General features: G+C 59.1%; 17 protein-coding genes. 6 read left to right on the forward strand and 11 right to left on the reverse strand.

The features are described 5' to 3' along the window. Positions 1-240: 240 nt before the first annotated feature. The 8 genes from U5A05_RS16455 to U5A05_RS16490 form a co-directional block, all read right to left on the reverse strand. The gene (locus tag U5A05_RS16455) at positions 241-1,821 is read right to left on the reverse strand and encodes a flagellar hook-associated protein 3 (RefSeq protein ID WP_321833958.1); all 1,581 of its coding nucleotides are present in this window, start codon (positions 1,819-1,821) and stop codon (positions 241-243) included. Between the two features lie 14 nt (positions 1,822-1,835). Then, positions 1,836-3,860 carry a flagellar hook-associated protein FlgK gene (flgK, locus tag U5A05_RS16460; RefSeq protein WP_321833961.1) on the reverse strand — a complete coding sequence of 675 codons (2,025 nt, stop codon included), beginning with the start codon at positions 3,858-3,860 and terminating at the stop codon, positions 1,836-1,838. Positions 3,861-3,870: 10 nt separating this feature from the next. Continuing rightward, a complete protein-coding gene (flgJ, locus tag U5A05_RS16465) occupies positions 3,871-5,127 on the reverse strand; it encodes a flagellar assembly peptidoglycan hydrolase FlgJ (protein WP_261738988.1) in 1,257 nt (418 codons plus the stop codon). Positions 5,128-5,137: 10 nt separating this feature from the next. After that, positions 5,138-6,247, reverse strand: a complete 1,110-nt coding sequence (locus tag U5A05_RS16470) for a flagellar basal body P-ring protein FlgI (RefSeq protein ID WP_321833963.1) — start codon at positions 6,245-6,247, stop codon at positions 5,138-5,140. A gap of 14 nt (positions 6,248-6,261) precedes the next feature. Next, the gene (flgH, locus tag U5A05_RS16475; RefSeq protein WP_261738990.1) at positions 6,262-6,957 is read right to left on the reverse strand and encodes a flagellar basal body L-ring protein FlgH; all 696 of its coding nucleotides are present in this window, start codon (positions 6,955-6,957) and stop codon (positions 6,262-6,264) included. Positions 6,958-6,981: 24 nt separating this feature from the next. Then, entirely contained in the window at positions 6,982-7,767 is a 786-nt protein-coding gene (flgG, locus tag U5A05_RS16480) for a flagellar basal-body rod protein FlgG (protein ID WP_261738991.1), read from the reverse strand. Between the two features lie 45 nt (positions 7,768-7,812). Further along, positions 7,813-8,553, reverse strand: a complete 741-nt coding sequence (locus tag U5A05_RS16485; RefSeq protein WP_261738992.1) for a flagellar basal body rod protein FlgF — start codon at positions 8,551-8,553, stop codon at positions 7,813-7,815. 269 nt (positions 8,554-8,822) lie between these two features. After that, positions 8,823-10,382 carry a sigma-54-dependent transcriptional regulator gene (locus U5A05_RS16490; RefSeq protein WP_261738993.1) on the reverse strand — a complete coding sequence of 520 codons (1,560 nt, stop codon included), beginning with the start codon at positions 10,380-10,382 and terminating at the stop codon, positions 8,823-8,825. 335 nt (positions 10,383-10,717) lie between these two features. On the opposite strand from U5A05_RS16490, the gene phhA reads away from it, so the two are divergent. The 6 genes from phhA to U5A05_RS16520 all read left to right on the forward strand — a co-directional run bounded on the left by phhA (position 10,718) and on the right by U5A05_RS16520 (position 15,035). Continuing rightward, positions 10,718-11,509 (forward strand): phenylalanine 4-monooxygenase, encoded by a 792-nt coding sequence (gene phhA / locus U5A05_RS16495; protein WP_261738994.1) that lies wholly within the window; start codon positions 10,718-10,720, stop codon positions 11,507-11,509. 49 nt (positions 11,510-11,558) lie between these two features. Continuing rightward, positions 11,559-11,915 carry a 4a-hydroxytetrahydrobiopterin dehydratase gene (locus tag U5A05_RS16500; RefSeq protein WP_321833964.1) on the forward strand — a complete coding sequence of 119 codons (357 nt, stop codon included), beginning with the start codon at positions 11,559-11,561 and terminating at the stop codon, positions 11,913-11,915. After that, complete coding sequence (locus U5A05_RS16505) at positions 11,915-13,111, forward strand: amino acid aminotransferase (RefSeq protein WP_321833966.1); 1,197 nt, start codon at positions 11,915-11,917, stop codon at positions 13,109-13,111. Before U5A05_RS16500 ends, U5A05_RS16505 begins: the two co-directional genes overlap by 1 nt. 305 nt (positions 13,112-13,416) lie before the next feature. Then, complete coding sequence (locus U5A05_RS16510) at positions 13,417-13,548, forward strand: hypothetical protein (protein ID WP_261738997.1); 132 nt, start codon at positions 13,417-13,419, stop codon at positions 13,546-13,548. An 87-nt stretch (positions 13,549-13,635) separates the two neighbouring features. After that, the gene (locus tag U5A05_RS16515; RefSeq protein WP_261738998.1) at positions 13,636-13,812 is read left to right on the forward strand and encodes a hypothetical protein; all 177 of its coding nucleotides are present in this window, start codon (positions 13,636-13,638) and stop codon (positions 13,810-13,812) included. Between the two features lie 35 nt (positions 13,813-13,847). Then, the gene (locus tag U5A05_RS16520; protein WP_261738999.1) at positions 13,848-15,035 is read left to right on the forward strand and encodes an MFS transporter; all 1,188 of its coding nucleotides are present in this window, start codon (positions 13,848-13,850) and stop codon (positions 15,033-15,035) included. A gap of 23 nt (positions 15,036-15,058) precedes the next feature. Here the strand turns inward: U5A05_RS16520 and arfB are convergent, their stop codons facing one another. The 3 genes from arfB to rluB all read right to left on the reverse strand — a co-directional run bounded on the left by arfB (position 15,059) and on the right by rluB (position 18,904). Beyond that, complete coding sequence (arfB, locus tag U5A05_RS16525) at positions 15,059-15,472, reverse strand: alternative ribosome rescue aminoacyl-tRNA hydrolase ArfB (protein WP_261739000.1); 414 nt, start codon at positions 15,470-15,472, stop codon at positions 15,059-15,061. 90 nt (positions 15,473-15,562) lie between these two features. Further along, positions 15,563-16,981, reverse strand: a complete 1,419-nt coding sequence (locus U5A05_RS16530; RefSeq protein WP_321833969.1) for an amino acid permease — start codon at positions 16,979-16,981, stop codon at positions 15,563-15,565. A gap of 726 nt (positions 16,982-17,707) precedes the next feature. Next, complete coding sequence (gene rluB, locus U5A05_RS16535) at positions 17,708-18,904, reverse strand: 23S rRNA pseudouridine(2605) synthase RluB (RefSeq protein ID WP_261739002.1); 1,197 nt, start codon at positions 18,902-18,904, stop codon at positions 17,708-17,710. Between the last annotated feature and the right edge of the window lie 50 nt (positions 18,905-18,954).

The raw sequence follows: 18,954 nt of genomic DNA on the forward strand, positions 1-18,954 counted from the left end.
AAAAAGGCCCTGCACCCGCCCGTACGTTTCATACGATACAGTGAAGATGCCCGTTATGACTCATAGGTCACGCTATTTTGTGAGGTTTTATACAAAACATTTCAGGCAAGACGCAGATTGAAGGTCTGTAGCCGCTGTCGAGGAACGAGGCTGCGATGTGGTCCACAGGGCCGCTACGCAGCCCATCGCAGCCTCGCTCCGCTCCTCAGCGGCTACAGAGCCAGTTCTCTGCATGGCTGTTTAAAGCTGGTTAAACAGGCTTAGCTGGGAGATTTTGACAAACGCCAGTTGCGAGGCTTCGAGCATGGCTTTCTGGAACGCCAGTTCGATGGAGGCCCCCGCCATGTCCGTGTTGCCGATGGCCGCGGTGGTGGAGTCGTTGGCCAGGCCCAGGCTGATATTTTCGTCGGCTTGGATGTCCACCGCCTTTAAACGCGCACCAATCGAGCCACGGGCGCTGTCGACCCCCGCACTGGCGTTTTTCAGGTTGCCGATCGCCGCGTTGATCGCGTCCTTTTGCGTTTGCTGGACCAACGGGTCCTTGTCGCTGGGGATCACCAGCGCCTTACGCAGCTGGCTGATGGTATCCAGCGCGTTCTGGCTCTGGTGGTTGTTGCGGTTGATCGCGAACTGGTCGCCCGCTGCAGGCGTACCGGCAAAGTCAAACGTGATCCCGAGCACCTCATCGCCAACCTTGCCCTGGGCAATCGACTTGCTGTCGGCGCTCAGTGGCTGGGCATAGACCTCGTACTCGGTGGTGCTGGTGAATTTGATTACCGCGCCATTGCTCGGAAAGCTGTCACCGTAGGCCTTGGGGTCGGTCACCGTGGAGCCGGTGATTTGCGCGGTCGAGGTGTTGCTCGGCGTGCGCGAAGCGTTGAAGGTGTCCGCCTTGGCTTCCAGGGTAAAGGTACGCCCCGCCACTGCCGCGTCCCGCTCTGCCTCGGGAATGTCCTTGAGGTTGGGGCTGATGTCGAACGACACGCCGTGCAGGCTGAAGCTCTGAGAGCCGTCCTTGGTCGGGTCGAACGCGCCATTGCCCGCAACCTGCGAGGTCAGGTCATTGCCCTTGCTATCGGTCAAGGTGTACTGAGTGCTGCTGGTGAATGTCAGCGTGTAAGGCTGGCCTTCGGCAAAGCTCTTGTTGAACACCGGGCTTGAAGTCACCAAACCGGCAGACACCGAGAGTTTGCCATCGTTGACCGAAGGCACACCCGCAGCGTCCAGTACCGGGACGAAAGTCGCCTGGGTGCGCCCGGTATTGGTCGCGCCTTCCATGATGCTCCTGGCCGTATCGCTGCTGGCCAGGGTCAGGGTGTCGGAGACTTTAAGGTTGAGCTGGGTGTCGTCACCCTGATAGGTATAAGTGCCATCGTTGTTACGGGTGTAGGGCGGCGTGTCGCTTTTAGAGCCCGAGAACATGTAGTTGCCCGCGGTATCCTTGCTGTTGAGCAGGCTGAACACCTGATCTTCAATGCTACCCAGCTCATTGGCGATGGCCATGCGGTCGGCGTCGCTTTTGCCGCTGCCCGCCCCCAGAGCCAGTTCACCGGCCTTCTGCAACGCGGTGTTGATGCTGTCGAGCACCGCTTCCTGAGCGCCCAACGAGGCCTTGATGCTGTTCATATTGGCGGAGTACTGGCCCAGCATGTCTTTTTGCTGTTGCAGTTGCAGCAAGCGCGCTGCGCCCACCGGGTCATCCGCGGCAGTCTGAATTCGCACGCCGGAATCGATCTGGCCCTGGGTCTTGATCACCGACGAGAAGTTGTTCTGGTAGGTGGCGCTGGTCGATTCAAAAAACTGCGAGGTAGAAATACGCATCGTCGCGGGCTCCCTTAAAGACTGTTGATCAGCGTGCTGAAGGTTGCTTGCGCCGCTTTGATGATCTGCGACGAGGCTGTGTAGTACTGCTGGAACTTGACCAGATTGGACGCTTCTTCATCCAGGTTGACCTGGGACACCGAGTTGCGCACTTCCTTGGCATAAGCCAACGCCGCGCCGTTGGCGGTGCCGTCGACAGCGGCCTGGCTGGCCTTGCCGCCGACCTTGGAAACCAGCTGGCTGTAGGAGGTGCCCATGCTGACGCCGCCGGTGCCGTCCTTGCCTACACCCACAGTGGCTTTGGTTTGCAGGCCCAGCAGCTCATTGGCGTTGCGGTTATCGGCCTTGCCGTCCTTGTTGAACTTGATATCAAAACTGTCGCCCTTGCCCGGCGAACCGCTGATAACCGTGTCAAAACCTACCTGAGTGGTGGTGCCGTCAGCATTGGTGACTGGCACATTGATCGTGACCTTATTGTCCTGGCCCGGCACGATGCTACCTGTGCCGATTTCCTTGCCTGCTTCGTTCAGCACCCGGTAGCTCTGTGTACCGTCGGCTGCGGCCTCGTCAAATGCGATGCGCACCGGCATCGCGCCTTCGATATCACTTTGCGCCTTGCCCAGATTGACCCCGCCATAAATATCCAGCGCCGACGACAGGCTCAAGCCGCCCACCGCGCCAGTACCGCTGTTGGAGCTGCCCGCCCCGGCCACCAGTGGTCCGGCAAACGCCAACTTATTGGCATCGCTCATTTGCACGCCGATATTGCTCGCGCCGCTGCGGGTGGGGCTGACCTTGAATACGTCACCAGCGGTCATGGGCCCGCCCTTGAGGTCCAGGGTGAAGCCGTCGATCACTTTGGCCGGGGTTGCCGCGCTGTCGAACGAGCCCATATCGGTGCCATCCGAGCGCTTGACCGAATACTCGGTCGCGCTGGTAAACGTCACCTGATAGTCGTAGGCCGTCAGGGCGCCACTGTCGGCGATGCTGACATTGAAGTTACCCGCGCCAATATTGCCGGTCGCCGCCTGGCTGCGCTGGGTAATGGCCTTGTCACTGTTGATGCTGTTGAACATCGACGAACCGAATTCGCCGTTGGCATCCAACCCCTGCCCCAGCTGTTTGTTGATCGCATCGGCGACCACAATGGCGGTGCGCCCCAAATCGTTCATCGCCGGGGCCAGCACATCGTCGCGATAGCGCAGCAGGCCGCCGATCTTGCCGCCACTGAGCACCGAGCTCACATCGGAGCTCGACTGCTGGTAATTGATCTGGATGCTGTACTGGCTTTTATCGACCTTGCCCGGCACCGCCGACAGGGTATTGGAGGTGGTGCCCTGCACCAGCGCCTGACCGGTGCCCAGGGTGATGTCGTAAACGTTGTCGTGTTCCTGAACGCTCACTCCGACCAATTCGTTAAGGGTGCGTACGGCTTCGTTGCGCGCATCCAGCAGGTTGTTTGGCGTGTTGCCGGCGGTAGTCGCCTGGGCAATCTGCTTGTTCAGCGAGGCAATGGTGGCCGTGTGCTGATTGACCATCGAGGTCAGGGTGTCCAACTGGCTGTTGATGCCTTCGTTCTGCTGGTTCAGCTGGGACGAGATCGAGTTGAAACGGTTGCTCAGGGTTTGTGCGCTGGTCAGCAGCAGCTGGCGTGCCGACACATCACCGGGCGCGCTGGCAGAGGTTTGCAGCGAACTGAAGAAGCTGCTGAGCGCGGCCGAAACACCGGTATTTTTATCCGACAGCAGTTTGTCGACCGTGCCGATCTGATCGAGATAGGCCTGGGCATCGCCATTGAGCGAAGTGGTGGTTTGCAACTGGGCGTCGAGGTAGGAGTTGTACACCCGGCGCACGTCAGCCAGGGTGGTGCCGGTGCCGATAAACACCCCGCCCACTTGCTGCGAAGCGCCACTGCCCTGGACGATTTGCTGACGCGAATAGCCCGAGGTATTGGCGTTGGCAATGTTATTGCCGACCGTCGCCAATGCGCCCTGGCTGGCGTTCAGCCCCGACATCCCGATGTTGATCAAACTCGCCATGGTTCAAACCTTATAAATTCGTGAGAGAACCCGTCGAGGCGTAGCTCTGGTAGGTTTTCATTTGCTTGGCTATCTGCGAAATCTTGCTCGCGTACTCAGGGTCGGTCGCGTAACCGGCCTTCTGCAACTCGCGCACAAACTGCTCCGGTTTATCGGCAGCGTTGAGCACTTCTTTATAACGATTGTTGCTCTGCAGCAGCGTGACCAGATCGTGGAAGCTGTCTTGATACGAATCGTAGGAGCGGAAGTCCGCTGTCTCCTTGACCATCTGCCCGCCCTTGAACTCACTGGTAATAGCCCGCGCCTGCGCGCCCTGCCAACTGCCGGTGGCCTTGATGCCAAACAGGTTGTGGCTGCTGCTGCCATCTTGCTGGCGCATTACCGATTTGCCCCAGCCGGTTTCCAGTGCCGCTTGCGCCACCAGATACAGCGGGTCGACACCGATACGGGCGGCGGCCTGCTGGGCCATCGGCAGCATGGTGGCGACAAACGCATCCGGAGAGCCGAACGCTTGCTTGGCCGGAGCCAGTGGTGGCTGCGCTATGGCACGCCCGTAAATCTGCATCCGCCCATGCGCGCCGCTGGCGCTGAGCATCGGCTGGCGGCCGCCCTTGAGCACCGCATCCAGCCCCGGCGAGGTACGCCCCGGCACGCTGCCGGTATTAAGGGTCGAGCGCGCAGGGTCGGCTGACGGCACGATCCCGGCCAGCAGGCGATCCGTGAGTTTGCTCGGCAATGCCAATCGCCGCTGATTGAGCATGGCCATATCGTTTTTGTGCCCGCCCTCTGCCGCAGTCGGCGCGACGGCGACTCGCGAGGCCCACAGCGCACGCTGGCCACTGGAGCGGACAAAGGGGCTGTCCGTGCTAGTGACTGCCGGAGTTTTGACTTCGGTGTTCAGCGCCGTGATGGCCGTAGCCTCCCCCGGCACTGCGGATTTGTTTTTCGACATCTGGCGCATCAATACGTCGGCCAGGCCGATACCGCCGCCCTGGCGGGACAGGGTCACCGACAGTTGCTGGTCGTACATTTCCTGATATTGCTTGGCCGCAGGGGTGTTGAGCGGATTGTCCTTGCCCAGCACTTCGTTTGCCGAGCGCATGGACTTGAGCATTTCGTTGAGGAACAGCGACTCAAATTCCTGCGCAACCTTGCGCATATTCGCGTCGCTTTCGCGGTCGCCGACCTTCAGGTTGTTCAGCCGATTAAGGTCGGTAAACGCCCCGGAATCGCTGCCACTGACTACTCCACTCTTACGCATGTCCATGACGTCGGCCTCAGATCACGATCAGGTCGGCTTGCAGGGCGCCAGCCTGCTTCAGCGCTTCGAGAATCGCCATCAAGTCCCCTGGCGCCGCACCCACCTGATTCACCGCACGCACGATTTCATCCAGCGTAGTGCCCGGGCCAAACTTGAACATTGGCTTGGCTTCCTGCTGGGCGTTAAGGCGCGAGCGCGGCACCACGGCCGTCTCGCCATTGGACAATGGGCCCGGCTGGCTGACGATAGGGTCTTCGGTGATGGTCACGGTCAGGCTGCCGTGAGTCACGGCGGCTGGCGAAACCTTGACGTTCTGGCCGATCACGATAGTGCCGGTGCGCGAGTTGATGATGACCTTGGCCACCGCCTGCCCCGGATCGACTTCAAGGTTTTCCAGGATCGACAGGTAATCGACACGCTGGCTTGGGTCCAGCGGCGCAGTCACGCGGATCGAACCGCCATCAATCGCTTGTGCTACGCCAGGGCCGAGCAGGTCGTTGATCTTGTCCACTACCCGCTTGGCCGTGGTGAAGTCCGAGCGGTTGAGGTTCAAAGTCAGGCTGTTGCCCTGATTGAAACCGCTCGGCACTGCTCGTTCAACCGATGCACCACCCGGAATGCGCCCGGCAGACGGAACGTTGACGGTGATTTTCGAGCCGTCGCGGCCTTCGGCGTCAAAGCCGCCAACCACCAGGTTGCCCTGGGCGACCGCATACACATTGCCATCGATACCCTTGAGCGGTGTCAGCAGCAGCGTGCCGCCGCGCAGGCTTTTGGAGTTGCCGATTGAGGACACGGTGATATCGATCACCTGCCCCGGCTTGGCAAATGCGGGCAGATCGGCGCTGATCGACACTGCCGCAACGTTTTTGAGCTGCACATTGCCCGAGCCCGGCGGCACCTTGATCCCGAACTGCGACAACATGTTGTTGAAGGTCTGCAGGGTGAACGGGGTTTGCGTGGTCTGGTCGCCCGTACCATTCAACCCGACCACCAGGCCATAACCAATCAATTGGTTGGAGCGCACGCCAGAAATGCTGGCGATGTCTTTCAACCGCTCGGCATGGGCGCCCAGGGAGGTCGACAACAGCAATACGGCTGCCAGCAAATGCTTGAGGTTGGGCATGGTGAAGTTCATCACTAAAAAGGAAACAACGGGCTAAGGAAGAAGCGGTCGAACCAGCCTGGCTGACTCGCATCGGCAAACGAGCCGGTCCCCGAATAGGTAATGCGCGCATCGGCCACGCGGGTCGAAGACACGGTGTTGTCGGTGGAGATGTCATCCGCCCGCACCAGACCGGCAATGCGTACCAGCTCGTCACCCGTGTTCAGGGTCATCCACTTCTCGCCGCGCACGGCGATGATGCCATTGGGCAACACGTCGGCCACGGTCACAGTGACCGAGCCGGTCAGGCTGTTGCCCTGCCCGGCCTTGCTGTCGCCCTTGGTCGCACGGCTGCCGCTGTAACCGGCGTTTAGGCTCAGGTCGCCACCGCCCAGCGGGTTATTGGTGGTCATGCCGCTGCCGAACAACGAGGTCAGGCCGATGCTGGTGTTGCTGTTTTTACCGATCGCCGAGTTGGCGTTTTTGCTCGCCTGAGTCTTCTCGTTCAGGGTGATGGTAATGATGTCGCCAATGCGGAACGCCTTGCGGTCGCTGTACAGGTTCTGCTCGAAACCGGCCTGGTAAATCGAGCCGTTGTTGGCCGCTGCCGGCAGCGGCGTGCGCGGCAGTACAGGGGCGTAGTACGGATCGTTAGGCCGCGGTGGCGGACTGACGCAACCGGCCACAAAGGTAATGGCGCCCAGTGCCAGAACAGAAAACAAGCGCTTCATGAGCTCTCCCGCTATTTCACGTAATTACAGGTTTTGCGTAACGAACGACAACATCTGGTCAGCGGTGGAGATCACTTTTGAGTTCATCTCGTAGGCGCGCTGAGTGGTGATCATGTTGACCATTTCTTCCACGGTGCTGACGTTCGAGGTCTCCAGCATGCTTTGCATGGTCAGACCAAAACCGTTGAGGCCAGGTGTACCAATTTGCGGTGCGCCGCTGGAGGCGGTTTCCAGGAACAGGTTGCCGCCCTGGGACTGCAAACCGGCCGGGTTAATAAAGTCGGCGGTCTGCACGTTGCCGATCACCTGCGCGGCCGGGTTACCGGCAATCGTCACCGACACGGTGCCGTCCTGGCCTACGGTGAAGGTCTGCGCATCGGCAGGCACCACAATCGCCGGTTCCAAGGCAAAACCGCTGGCGGTGACGATCTGGCCGTTAGAGTCCAGGTGGAATGTACCGTCGCGGCTGTAGGCCGTAGTCCCATCGGGCTGCATGATCTGGAAAAAGCCCCGGCCATTGATCGCCATATCCAATGGCTGATCAGTGGTTTGCAGGCTACCGGCGGCAAAGTTCTTTTGCGTGCCGACGATGCGCACCCCGGTGCCCACTTGCAGACCCGAAGGCAGCTCGCTGTCCTGGGTCGATTGGGCGCCAGGCTGGCGCTTGATCTGATAGAGCAAATCCTGGAACTCGGCGCGATCACGTTTGAAACCGGTGGTCGACACGTTGGCCAGGTTGTTGGAAATGGTGGTCAGGTTGGTGTCTTGTGCAGCCAAACCGGTTTTTGCAACCCACAGTGCTGGAAGCATGGTGCTCTCCTCGCGCGCCGGTTTTTCGGCGCTGCGTTCAAGTAATTAGCTGATGGACAAGACGCGAGTCATGGCCTGATCGTCTTCTTTGGCGGTGTTCATCATTTTGATGTGCAGCTCGAACTGCTTGGAAAGTGCCAGCACCGAGGTCATTTCATCGACGGCATTGACGTTGCTCGCCTCCAGAAACCCCGAGACCACTCGCACGTTGGCATCTGCCACAGCAGGCTGGCCGTCGCTGGTGTGGATCAAGCCGTCCAGGCCCTTGGTCATGGTTTTCAAGTCCGGCTGGACCAGCTTGATCCGGTCCACTTGCGCCATGACGCGTGGGCCTTCGCCCTGGGCGCGGATGCTGATGGTGCCGTCCTGACCAACCTCGATCTGCTGCTGGGGCGGCACTGCAATCGGCCCACCGTTGCCCATGATCGGCATGCCATTGCCAGCACGCAGCATGCCAAGGGCGTCCACGTTCATGCTCGCGGTGCGCACATAGGCTTCGCTGCCGTCAGGAGCCTGCACGGCCAGCCAGCCATCGCCGGACACGGCCACATCCAGGTCACGGCCGGTCTCGATCATGGCACCGGGGCTGAAATCGGTTGCCGGGCGCTCAGTCAGGGCAAAGGCCCGCGCCGGAAAGCTGTCGCCAAACACCGGCATCGAACGCGCCTGCTCCAGGTCACGCTGAAAACCGTTGGTCGAGATGTTCGCCAGATTGTTGGCATGCGCCTTTTGCGCCAGTGCGTTCTGACTGGCGCCGGTCATTGCCACATAAAGGTACTTGTCCACAGTCTTTCCTCTGTCTGACGGACGCTTGCCGCCCACCGCTGTACTGCGGTGGTTAAAGCAATTTGCGCACCAACTATTTTTTGACGGTGGGAAAGGCCGGTTTGACCGGGCTGGAGGGAGATTGGCGGACGAGGCGAGAAAGGGAAAAGACGTAAATACGGCGGGGTTCTGCCGGTAGCGGCAAGGCATGGTCTGCCAGACAACGCACAACCTGTGGGAGCGAGCCTGCTCGCGAAGGCCGTTCGCGAGCAGACAACGCTCCCACGGTTCTACTGCTTCGTCTTGATAATGTCGTGCTCGCGCAGTTTGTTGGCGATGGTGGTGTGGGAAACCCCCAGCCGCTTGCCCAGCAATCGGCTGCTCGGGTGCTCGGAATACAGCTGCTCCAGCACCGCCTTCTCGAAACGCCCGACAATCTGCTCCAGGCCGCCCTCCATCGAAAACTCACCCAACGGCTGGCGTACGCCGTAATCCGGCAAGCGAATATGCTCGGCCTTTACCATCCCGCCATCACACAGCGAAACCGCCTGAAACAACACGTTCTCCAGTTGGCGCACGTTGCCCGGCCAGTGGTAGTGGCTCAGGCGATCCATGGCCGCAGGCGCCAGACGCGGCAGCGGGCAACCGATTTGTCGGCTGGCCTGATCCAGAAAATGCTCGACCAAAGGCTCAAGTCCGTCCAGGCAATCACGCAGCGGCGGGATGTGCAGCGACAGCACGTTGAGCCGGTGGTAAAGGTCCTGGCGGAACTCACCTTTGGCACACAACTCGGACAGGTCGACCTGGGTGGCGCACATAACCCGCACATCCAGATACACCTCTTCATCGCTGCCGACACGCCGGAAGCAGCCGTCCTGCAAAAAGCGCAACAGTTTGACCTGCAAACGCGGGCTCATTTCACCCACACCATCGAGAAACAACGTACCGCCCGCTGTCAGTTCCAGCAGGCCGAGTTTGCCTTCGGCGCGCGCCCCTTCAAACGCTCCGGGGCCATAACCGAACAGCTCGGTTTCGGCCATCGACTCGGGCAGGCCAGCACAGTTGAGCGCCATCAATGGCGACTGGCCACGGGGGCTGGCCAGGTGACAGGCGCGGGCCAGCAGCTCCTTGCCGGTCCCGGTTTCGCCTTCTATTAACAGTGGCGCGTCCAGTGGCGCCATGCGCCGGGCTTCACGCACCACGGCGGCCATGACTTTCGAACTCTGGAAGATACTGTCAAAACCGCGCAACTCCTGTTTGCGCACGTTGTAGATTTGCTCGCCCACGCGGTCAGCGCGGTGCAGGGTAAGGACTGCGCCCGCCATCGCCTCGCTTTCATCGTGCTCCAGTTGCAGCGGTGCAATGTCCGCCAGATACACCAGCCCCTTGATCTTGACCCGCAAGCCATTGATCCGCGACTTGTTGGCCCGCACCAGTTCGGGCAGGTCAAAATCTTCGGCGTAACGCGACAGGGAAATCCCCGGCACCTCGTCGACACGAACCCCGAGCAACTGCGCGGCGGCACGGTTGGCGGCAACGATGCAACCGCCCATATCAATGGACAACACCGGAAACTCCAGCGCCCCGAGCAAGGCATTGAGTTCCATATGCCTGCGTTCGCTGGGCATCAAACCTACGCGCTTGACTCCGAATACCCCGGCGATGGTTTCAAACTTCGGACGCAGGGCCTGGAATTGCAGGTTGATCAAATTTGGGCAGTACAGGTAAATCGCATTGCCCTGATCGCCCCCCACCTCGCCCCGCTTGACGTTGATGCCATAGGCAACCAGCAGGTTGAGAATGTCGCGAAGAATGCCAATCCGGTTTTGGCAGTGGACTTTGATGCGCATGGGCAGGGCTCGGGAATAACTAACAATGGAGATCCAGTGTGGGAGCGAGCCTGCTCGCGAAGGCCTCAAGAGCGCCTTTCGCGAGCAGGCTCGCTCCCACAGAGAAGTTTTCCTACTTCAGTGGCATTTCATCGTCACGATTTTGTGACAGTTTTGCTGTCGGTTACTCAGCAATGACAGAGCAACCATCACATCGTAACGATTACTTTACGAATTAGACGCATCATCCCAGCATTACTGGCTTAAGGCTAGCTGTACGACGCAATCACTTGGGGTATCACTAAGGCATCGCAACAACGCCGAATAATAAAAACGATTTCCTTGCGGAGAGCCCCATGAAGCAAACGAAATACGTCGCCCGTGAGCCGGATGCCAATGGCTTTATCGACTACACACCTGCAGAACACGCGGTGTGGAACACGCTGATTACCCGTCAGTTGAAACTGCTGGAAGGCCGCGCCTGCCCTGAGTACATGCAAGGCATCGAGAAGCTTGGCCTGCCCCACGACAGAATCCCGCAACTGAGCGAAATCAATCAGGTATTGGGCGCCACCACCGGCTGGCAAGTTGCCCGCGTACCCGCGCTGATCCCCTTCCAGACCTTCTTCGAATTGCTGGCCAATAAGCAGTTCCCGGTAGCGACCTTTATTCGCACCCCCGAAGAGCTGGATTACCTGCAAGAGCCCGATATTTTCCACGAGATCTTCGGCCATTGCCCGCTGCTGACCAACCCGTGGTTTGCCGAGTTCACCCACACCTACGGCAAGCTGGGGCTGCAAGCGAGCAAGGAACAGCGCGTGTATCTGGCCCGCCTGTACTGGATGACCATCGAGTTCGGCCTGGTCGACACCCCTGAAGGCAAGCGCATTTATGGTGGCGGGATTCTTTCATCGCCCAAAGAAACGGTTTACAGCCTGTCGTCAGAACCGGAACATCAGGTGTTCGATCCGCTGGAAGCCATGCGCACGCCGTATCGCATCGATATTTTGCAGCCGCTGTATTTTGTCCTGCCGGACTTGAAGCGACTGTTTGACCTGGCCCACGAAGACATTATGGGCATGGTCGAAAAAGGCATGACAATGGGCCTGCACGCGCCAAAGTTCGCGCCTAAACCCAAAGCGGCTTAACCCGACTTTTTATACTTACATCAATAAAAACCGAATTCAGGAATCCACCATGAACGCACTGAACCAAGCCCACTGCGAAGCCTGCCGCGCCGATGCTCCACAGGTCAGCGACGAAGAACTGCCGATGCTGATCAAACAGATCCCCGACTGGAACATCGAAGTTCGCGACGGCGTCATGCAGCTGGAAAAGGTCTTTCTGTTCAAGAATTTCAAGTTCGCACTGGCCTTTACCAATGCCGTGGGCGAAATCGCTGAGGCTGAAGGCCATCACCCAGGCCTGCTGACCGAGTGGGGCTCGGTCACCGTGACCTGGTGGAGCCACTCGATCAAAGGCCTGCACCGCAACGACTTCATCATGGCCGCGCGCACTGACGAAGTTGCAAAAACCGCCGAAGGCCGCAAGTAATGCACTTTGCCGCTATTGGTCGGGTACCGGGCGACCCGATTCTTGGTTTGATGGACGCCTACCAGCAGGACAACAACCCCGACAAGTTCGACTTGGGCGTGGGCGTCTATAAAGACGCCAATGGCCTGACGCCGATCTTGCAATCGGTCAAACAGGCCGAACAGCGCCTGGTAGACCAGCAGCAGACCAAAACCTATATCGGCGGTCATGGCGACAGCCGTTTCGGGCAACTGATCAGCGAACTGGTACTGGGTGAGGACTCGCCCCTGCTGGCGGGCAAACGTGCAGGCGCCACCCAGACTCCGGGCGGCACCGGCGCGTTGCGCCTGAGCGCCGACTTTATCGCACAATGCCTGCCGGGCCGTGGCATCTGGCTGAGCGATCCGACCTGGCCGATCCACGAAACCATCTTTGCCGCTGCCGGGCTGAAGATCAGCCACTACCCGTACGTGGGCAGCGACAACAAGCTCAACGTTGCTGCGATGCTCGAAGCGCTGGAACACGCGCCAAAAGGCGATGTGGTGCTGCTGCACGCTTGCTGCCACAACCCGACCGGGTTCGACCTGTCCCAGGCTGACTGGCTGCAGGTACTGGACGTAGTACGCCGCCGCGAACTGTTGCCGTTGATCGACTTCGCCTACCAAGGCTTCGGCGATGGACTGGAAGCAGATGCCTGGTCGACTCGCCTGTTTGCCCGTGAGCTGCCGGAAGTCCTGATCACCAGTTCGTGCTCGAAGAACTTCGGCCTGTATCGCGAACGTGTCGGCGCCTTGATTGTGTGTGCCCATGATGCCGAAAAGCTGACGGACATCCGCAGTCAGTTGGCTTATCTGGCGCGCAACCTGTGGTCCAACCCGCCGGATCATGGCGCGGCAGTGGTGGCGACGATCCTCGGCGATGCACAGCTCAAAAGCGTGTGGATCGAAGAAGTGGAAGCCATGCGCAGCCGGATAGCGCAATTGCGCAGCGGTCTGGTAGAAGCACTGGCGCCATTCGGGCTGGCTGAGCACTTCGCGCATATTAATCAGCAGCGCGGGATGTTTTCGTACACCGGCCTGACTCAGGAGCAAGTCCAGTTGTTGCGCGAGAAACACAGCGTGTACATGGTCGGTTCCGGTCGCGCCAACATGGCCGGAGTAGACGGCACCCGCCTGAGCCTGCTGGCCAAGGCAATTGCGCAGGTGTGTACTCACTGACTTTCGACACATCTGAAATCCGTAGCAGCTGACGAAGGAACGAGGCTGCGTCCGGCTGCGCAGCAGTCGCAAAACCATTGAGCCTTGGTGTTTCAGATACATCGAGTTCACCGGGTTTACGTCGACTGCGTCGCCGGACGCAGCCTCGTTCCTTCGGCAGCTGCTACGGGGATTTTGCTTGCCTTGTAGCCGCCGCATGAAAAACTCGATACAAATCCCCCCAGACGCAATAAAAAGACAAATTGTCACACTTCGTCCTGTATCCTTAGCAAGCTACTTAAACACACCTTGCGAGGAGCGCGACGATGCACGAGATCCCAAACCTCCCCTTCCCAAGCCTGCATGAAACCCAGCAGCCAATCCCGCAACACACCAGTGGCGAAAACTCCGCACTGGACGAGGCTTCAGAAAGCCTCCAGGCCGACAGCGAAGACTGACGGTTCGCAATCAGACGGTGCGAAAAGCATCTGGTTTTTCACACCGTCTGACACAATCGCTCCACCCCCCCTATTCCGGATTCAAGCGTGACTGACAATTTCAGCGAAACCCAAGCCAGCGTTTTGATCGGCACCGCCGAAAAAATGATCGACCTCTGGGAACGCCTAAGCCCCGAAAAACAAGCAACCTTGCTCAAGCGTTTCGGCACCCAGGAAAATGCACTGGCGGCTTTAATCGCGACACAATTGGTTGCACCGTTGTAATCTGCCCCAACCGCTCCCCGCAGGACCCCTACCCCATGCCTGAAACACAGCGCCCTATGGCAATCACACTGCAAGTGGTTTCCATTGTTCTGTTTACCTTTATCGGCTATCTGAATATCGGCATTCCGCTGGCCGTACTGCCCGGTTACGTACACAACCACCTCGGCTACGGCACCGTAATCGCCGGGCTGGTGATCAGCGTGCAGTACTTGGCCACCCTGCTGAGCCGCCCGTACGCCAGCCGCATCATTGACACCCGGGGCAGCAAGCGCGCCGTGATGATTGGCTTGGCTGGCTGCGGCCTGAGCGGTGTGTTTATGCTGGTGTCCACCTGGCTGACGAGCATGCCGGCCTGGAGCCTTGCCAGCCTGTTGATCGGCAGGCTGGTGCTGGGCAGCGCCGAAAGCCTGGTGGGTTCCGGCTCCATCGGCTGGGGCATTGGCCGGGTTGGCGCACAGAATACCGCCAAGGTGATTTCCTGGAACGGCATCGCCAGCTACGGCGCGATTGCTATTGGCGCGCCATTGGGCGTGGTGATGGTCGGCCATCTGGGCATGTGGAGCCTGGGGGCAAGCATCATTGCCCTGGGAGCCCTGGGCGTGTTGCTGGCCTGGCCAAAACTGGCCGCGCCCATTGTCAGCGGTGTGCGCTTGCCGTTCCTGCATGTGCTGGGGCGAGTGCTGCCCCACGGCACCGGGCTGGCCCTGGGCTCGATCGGCTTTGGCACCATCGCGACCTTTATCACCCTGTACTACGCAACTAATCACTGGGAAAACGCAGTACTGTGCCTGAGCTTGTTTGGCGCCAGCTTTATTGGCGCACGGCTGATATTCGGCAACTTTATCAACCGTATCGGCGGCTTTCGGGTGGCGATTGCCTGCCTGAGCGTCGAGACCCTGGGCCTGCTGTTGCTGTGGTTGGCGCCGAACCCGGAACTGGCGCTGGCGGGCGCGGCCTTGAGTGGCTTCGGCTTCTCACTGGTGTTCCCGGCACTGGGGGTTGAAGCGGTCAACCTGGTGCCCGCCTCCAGCCGTGGTGCAGCGGTGGGCGCGTACTCGCTGTTTATCGACCTGTCACTGGGCATCACCGGGCCGCTGGTGGGCGCCGTAGCCGCAGGCTTTGGCTTTGCTTCGATCTTTCTGTTTGCGGCACTGGCGGCGCTCAGCGGGTTGTTGCTCAGTGTGTATCTGTATCGCCAGGCGCAGAGAGCGAGAGTCACTTAATGCCTTTGGGGATTGGGGACTCTCTAGAAGTCCACCTTGCCCCGCCCAGCCTTGATGCTGCCGCGCTTGGTCTTGGATTCCAGGCGACGCTTTTTCGAACCCAGGGTCGGCTTGGTCGGGCGGCGTTTTTTCTCGACCTTGGTCGCGCTGACGATCAACTCGACCAAACGCTCCAGTGCATCGGCCCGGTTCTGCTCCTGGGTGCGATATTGCTGGGCCTTGAGAATCAGCACACCATCACTGGTGATCCGGCTGTCACGCAGCGCCAGCAGCCGCTCCTTGTAAAACGGCGGCAGCGACGAATTAACGATATCGAAGCGCAAGTGCATGGCGCTTGAGACTTTATTGACGTTCTGCCCGCCCGCTCCCTGGGCACGGATTGCCGTCAGCTCGATCTCGGCATCAGGGATATGCACGTTGTTGGAAATTACCAGCATCAAAAATGGGTCCGTCTTCAGGGCGTGCAGGATACCCCACAAACAACAAACCCGGCGCAATGGCCGGGTTTGTTGATTTCAGCGCTCAGCTTATTTGGCTGAACTGTAAGCCGCTGTTGATGCTTGCAGCGCACGCTTGTTCTTGATCAGGAAGCACATCCACATAAAGGCCACCCATACCGGAATCGCGTAGACCGACACACGAATCCCCGGGATCAACAACATGATCACCAGAATAAACGCCACGAATGCCAGGCAAACGTAGTTGCCATACGGATACCACAGCGCCTTGAACAGCGGCGTTTGCGCTGTTTTGTCCATGTGCTGGCGGAACTTGAGGTGCGAGTAGCTGATCATCGCCCAGTTGATCACCAGCGTGGCCACTACCAACGACATCAGCAGTTCCAGTGCATCGTGCGGCATCAGGTAGTTGAGCAGAACTGCAATCACCGTGACCGCAGCCGAGGCCAGGATCGAGTTGACCGGCACACCGCGCTTGTCGATTTTAGCCAGCACTTTCGGGGCATCGCCCTGTTGCGCCATACCCAGCAACATGCGGCTGTTGCAGTAAGTACCGCTGTTGTACACCGACAACGCCGCGGTCAGGACCACAAAGTTGAGGATATGCGCAGCGGTGTTGCTGCCCAGCATCGAGAACACTTGCACGAACGGGCTGCTGCTGTAGCTATCGCCACCGGCATTGAGGGTTTCAAGCAACGAGTCCCACGGGGTCAGCGACAGCAGGACCACCAGGGCACCGATGTAGAAAATCAGGATCCGGTAGATCACCTGATTGATTGCCTTGGGGATCACGGTGCGTGGCTTGTCGGCTTCTGCGGCGGTGAAGCCAAGCATTTCCAGACCACCGAAGGAGAACATGATAAAGGCCATGGCCATGATCAGACCGGTAGTCCCGTTGGGGAAAAAGCCGCCATGCTCCCACAGGTTGCTGACCGATGCCTGAGGACCACCGGTGCCGCTGACCAGCAGATAGCTGCCCAGAGCAATCATGCCAACAATCGCCACAACCTTGATGATCGCAAACCAGAATTCGGCCTCGCCAAACACTTTGACGTTGGTCAGGTTAATCAGGTTGATCAGGACGAAAAAGGCAGCTGCCGAGGCCCAGGTCGGGATCTCGGGCCACCAGTAGTGCACGTATTTACCGACAGCGGTCAGTTCTGACATACCCACCAGGATGTACAGCACCCAGCAGTTCCAGCCCGACATGAAACCGGCAAAGCCGCCCCAATATTTATGCGCAAAGTGGCTAAAAGAACCGGCTACCGGCTCTTCGACGATCATTTCGCCGAGCTGGCGCATGATCATGAAGGCGATAAAGCCGCAGATCGCATAACCCAGAATCATTGACGGGCCGGCCGATTTCAGCACCCCGGCCGAACCGAGGAACAGGCCAGTACCAATCGCGCCACCGAGGGCTATCAGTTGGATATGACGATTTTTCAGGCCGCGTTTAAGCTCGCCCGAATGCGAGGTATTTCCACTCATTGAAAAGGTCCCACACAAGGTTTGATGTGATTCAGTGCGTTGTAACTTGAGCACCAGAGGCAGTGATCGAAGGGTCTACAACACAAATCAAACCCCAGCGCAGACGCCAGGAATCCAAGGTTGTTTCACGAGTCATGCGTCACCTGTTTGTTTTTATCTGTGACGGAATCGAACCCGCAACGCTTGTGGCATTGCGGAATTAACAAGGCGGATAGCCTTGATGTTTTGGCCAATCGGCATATCACCGAGTGGCACAAAATGCGCGGGTACGCAATTGAGTCACAGTTAAAACGCGGCGCATTGTACACCCGCACGAAGGCAAGATCCCATCACACAGCTGATTGCAAGACGAAACAAGCCGCCATTCGGGCAGGAAGTGTCCTAAATCTATAAAACTCGGAAGATTTTCATTACAGAGAGCGGTTTTTAGCGGTTTAAGGTCAGTAAGTGGTTGAATTCGTATGGATTTATTGACGGACTGTAACGATTATTTGCCACTCAGATTTTTAACCGTAGCAGCTGCCGAAGGAACGAGGCTGCGTTCGGCGGCGCAGCCGTCGTAAATCCTGACATCCGGATTTGACTGGCACACCGAGCAATCTGATTTTGCGACGACTACGTCGCCGAACGCAGCCTCGTTCCTTCGGCAGCTGCTACAGGGCTTTTTTCAGGTATAAAAAAACGCCAGCCCCTGGGGGCTGGCGTTCTTTTTAGCGCGCTACAAGCTTACTGCGGCTTGCGGCGACCGAAGCCCGGGCGCTGGCCCGAACCGGCCGGGGCGCCACGGCGCTTGCCCGACGGTGCATCGTCAACCAGCTTGGGGCCTGAACGGCTCGGCTTGGTTGGACGCTTGTTAACTTCGCTCGGACGCTCAGCGACTGGTGCACCACGACCCGCTGGCACACGGTCAGTACGACCTGCCGGCTTGCGTGCCGGACGAGCAGCTTCTTCGCGAGCAGGACGCGCTGGACGCTCGCCTTCGATGTGCGGCTGGCGCGCAGGGCGCGGAGCCAACGGAGCACCTTCGGCCGGGCGCAGAGTGCGTGCAACACGATCAGTACGCGCCACAGGACGCGAAGATTTACGCTGCATACGCTCAAGCTTGTCTTTGCTCTTGGCGTTCATTTGCGGCATGGCAACTGGCGTCAGGCCAACTTCAGCGCTGAGGATATCGACCTCAAACTGGCTCATTTCGCGCCAGCGACCCATTGGCAGGTCGGAGTTGAGGAACACCGGACCGAAACGCACGCGCTTCAGACGGCTGACCACCAGGCCCTGGGATTCCCACAGGCGACGTACTTCACGGTTACGGCCTTCCATCACTACACAGTGGTACCAATGGTTGAAGCCTTCGCCGCCCGGAGCCTGCTTGATGTCGGTGAAACGCGCCGGGCCGTCTTCCAGCACAACGCCGGCCTTGAGGCGCTCGATCATCTCGTCGTCCACTTCGCCACGTACACGTACCGCGTATTCACGGTCCATTTCGTAGGAAGGGTGCATCAGGCGGTTAGCCAATTCACCGTCAGTGGTGAACATCAGCAAGCCGGTGGTGTTGATGTCCAGACGGCCGATGTTGATCCAGCGGCCTTCTTTTGGACGCGGCAGTTTGTCGAACACGGTCGGACGGCCTTCAGGGTCGTCACGGGTGCAGATTTCGCCGTCGGGTTTGTTGTACATGATCACGCGGCGAACCGATTCGGCTGCCTCTTCACGCTTGATCACCTTGCCATCGATGGAGATGGCGTCATGCAGGTCTACGCGCAGACCCAGGGTTGCATCCTTGCCATTGACCTTGATCCGGCCTTGGCTGATCCAACTCTCTACGTCGCGACGCGAGCCAACGCCAATACGGGCGAGGACTTTTTGCAGTTTTTCGCCTGCTGGGCCAATTTCCTGGCTGTCTTTAGGGTCTAGATCACTCATCTGGGCACCTCCCGGTGTGTCAATTCAGGCGAGCGCCTGAAGTGTTAAAA

Source organism: Pseudomonas kulmbachensis (assembly GCF_963681935.1).
GTDB lineage: Bacteria > Pseudomonadota > Gammaproteobacteria > Pseudomonadales > Pseudomonadaceae > Aquipseudomonas > Aquipseudomonas kulmbachensis.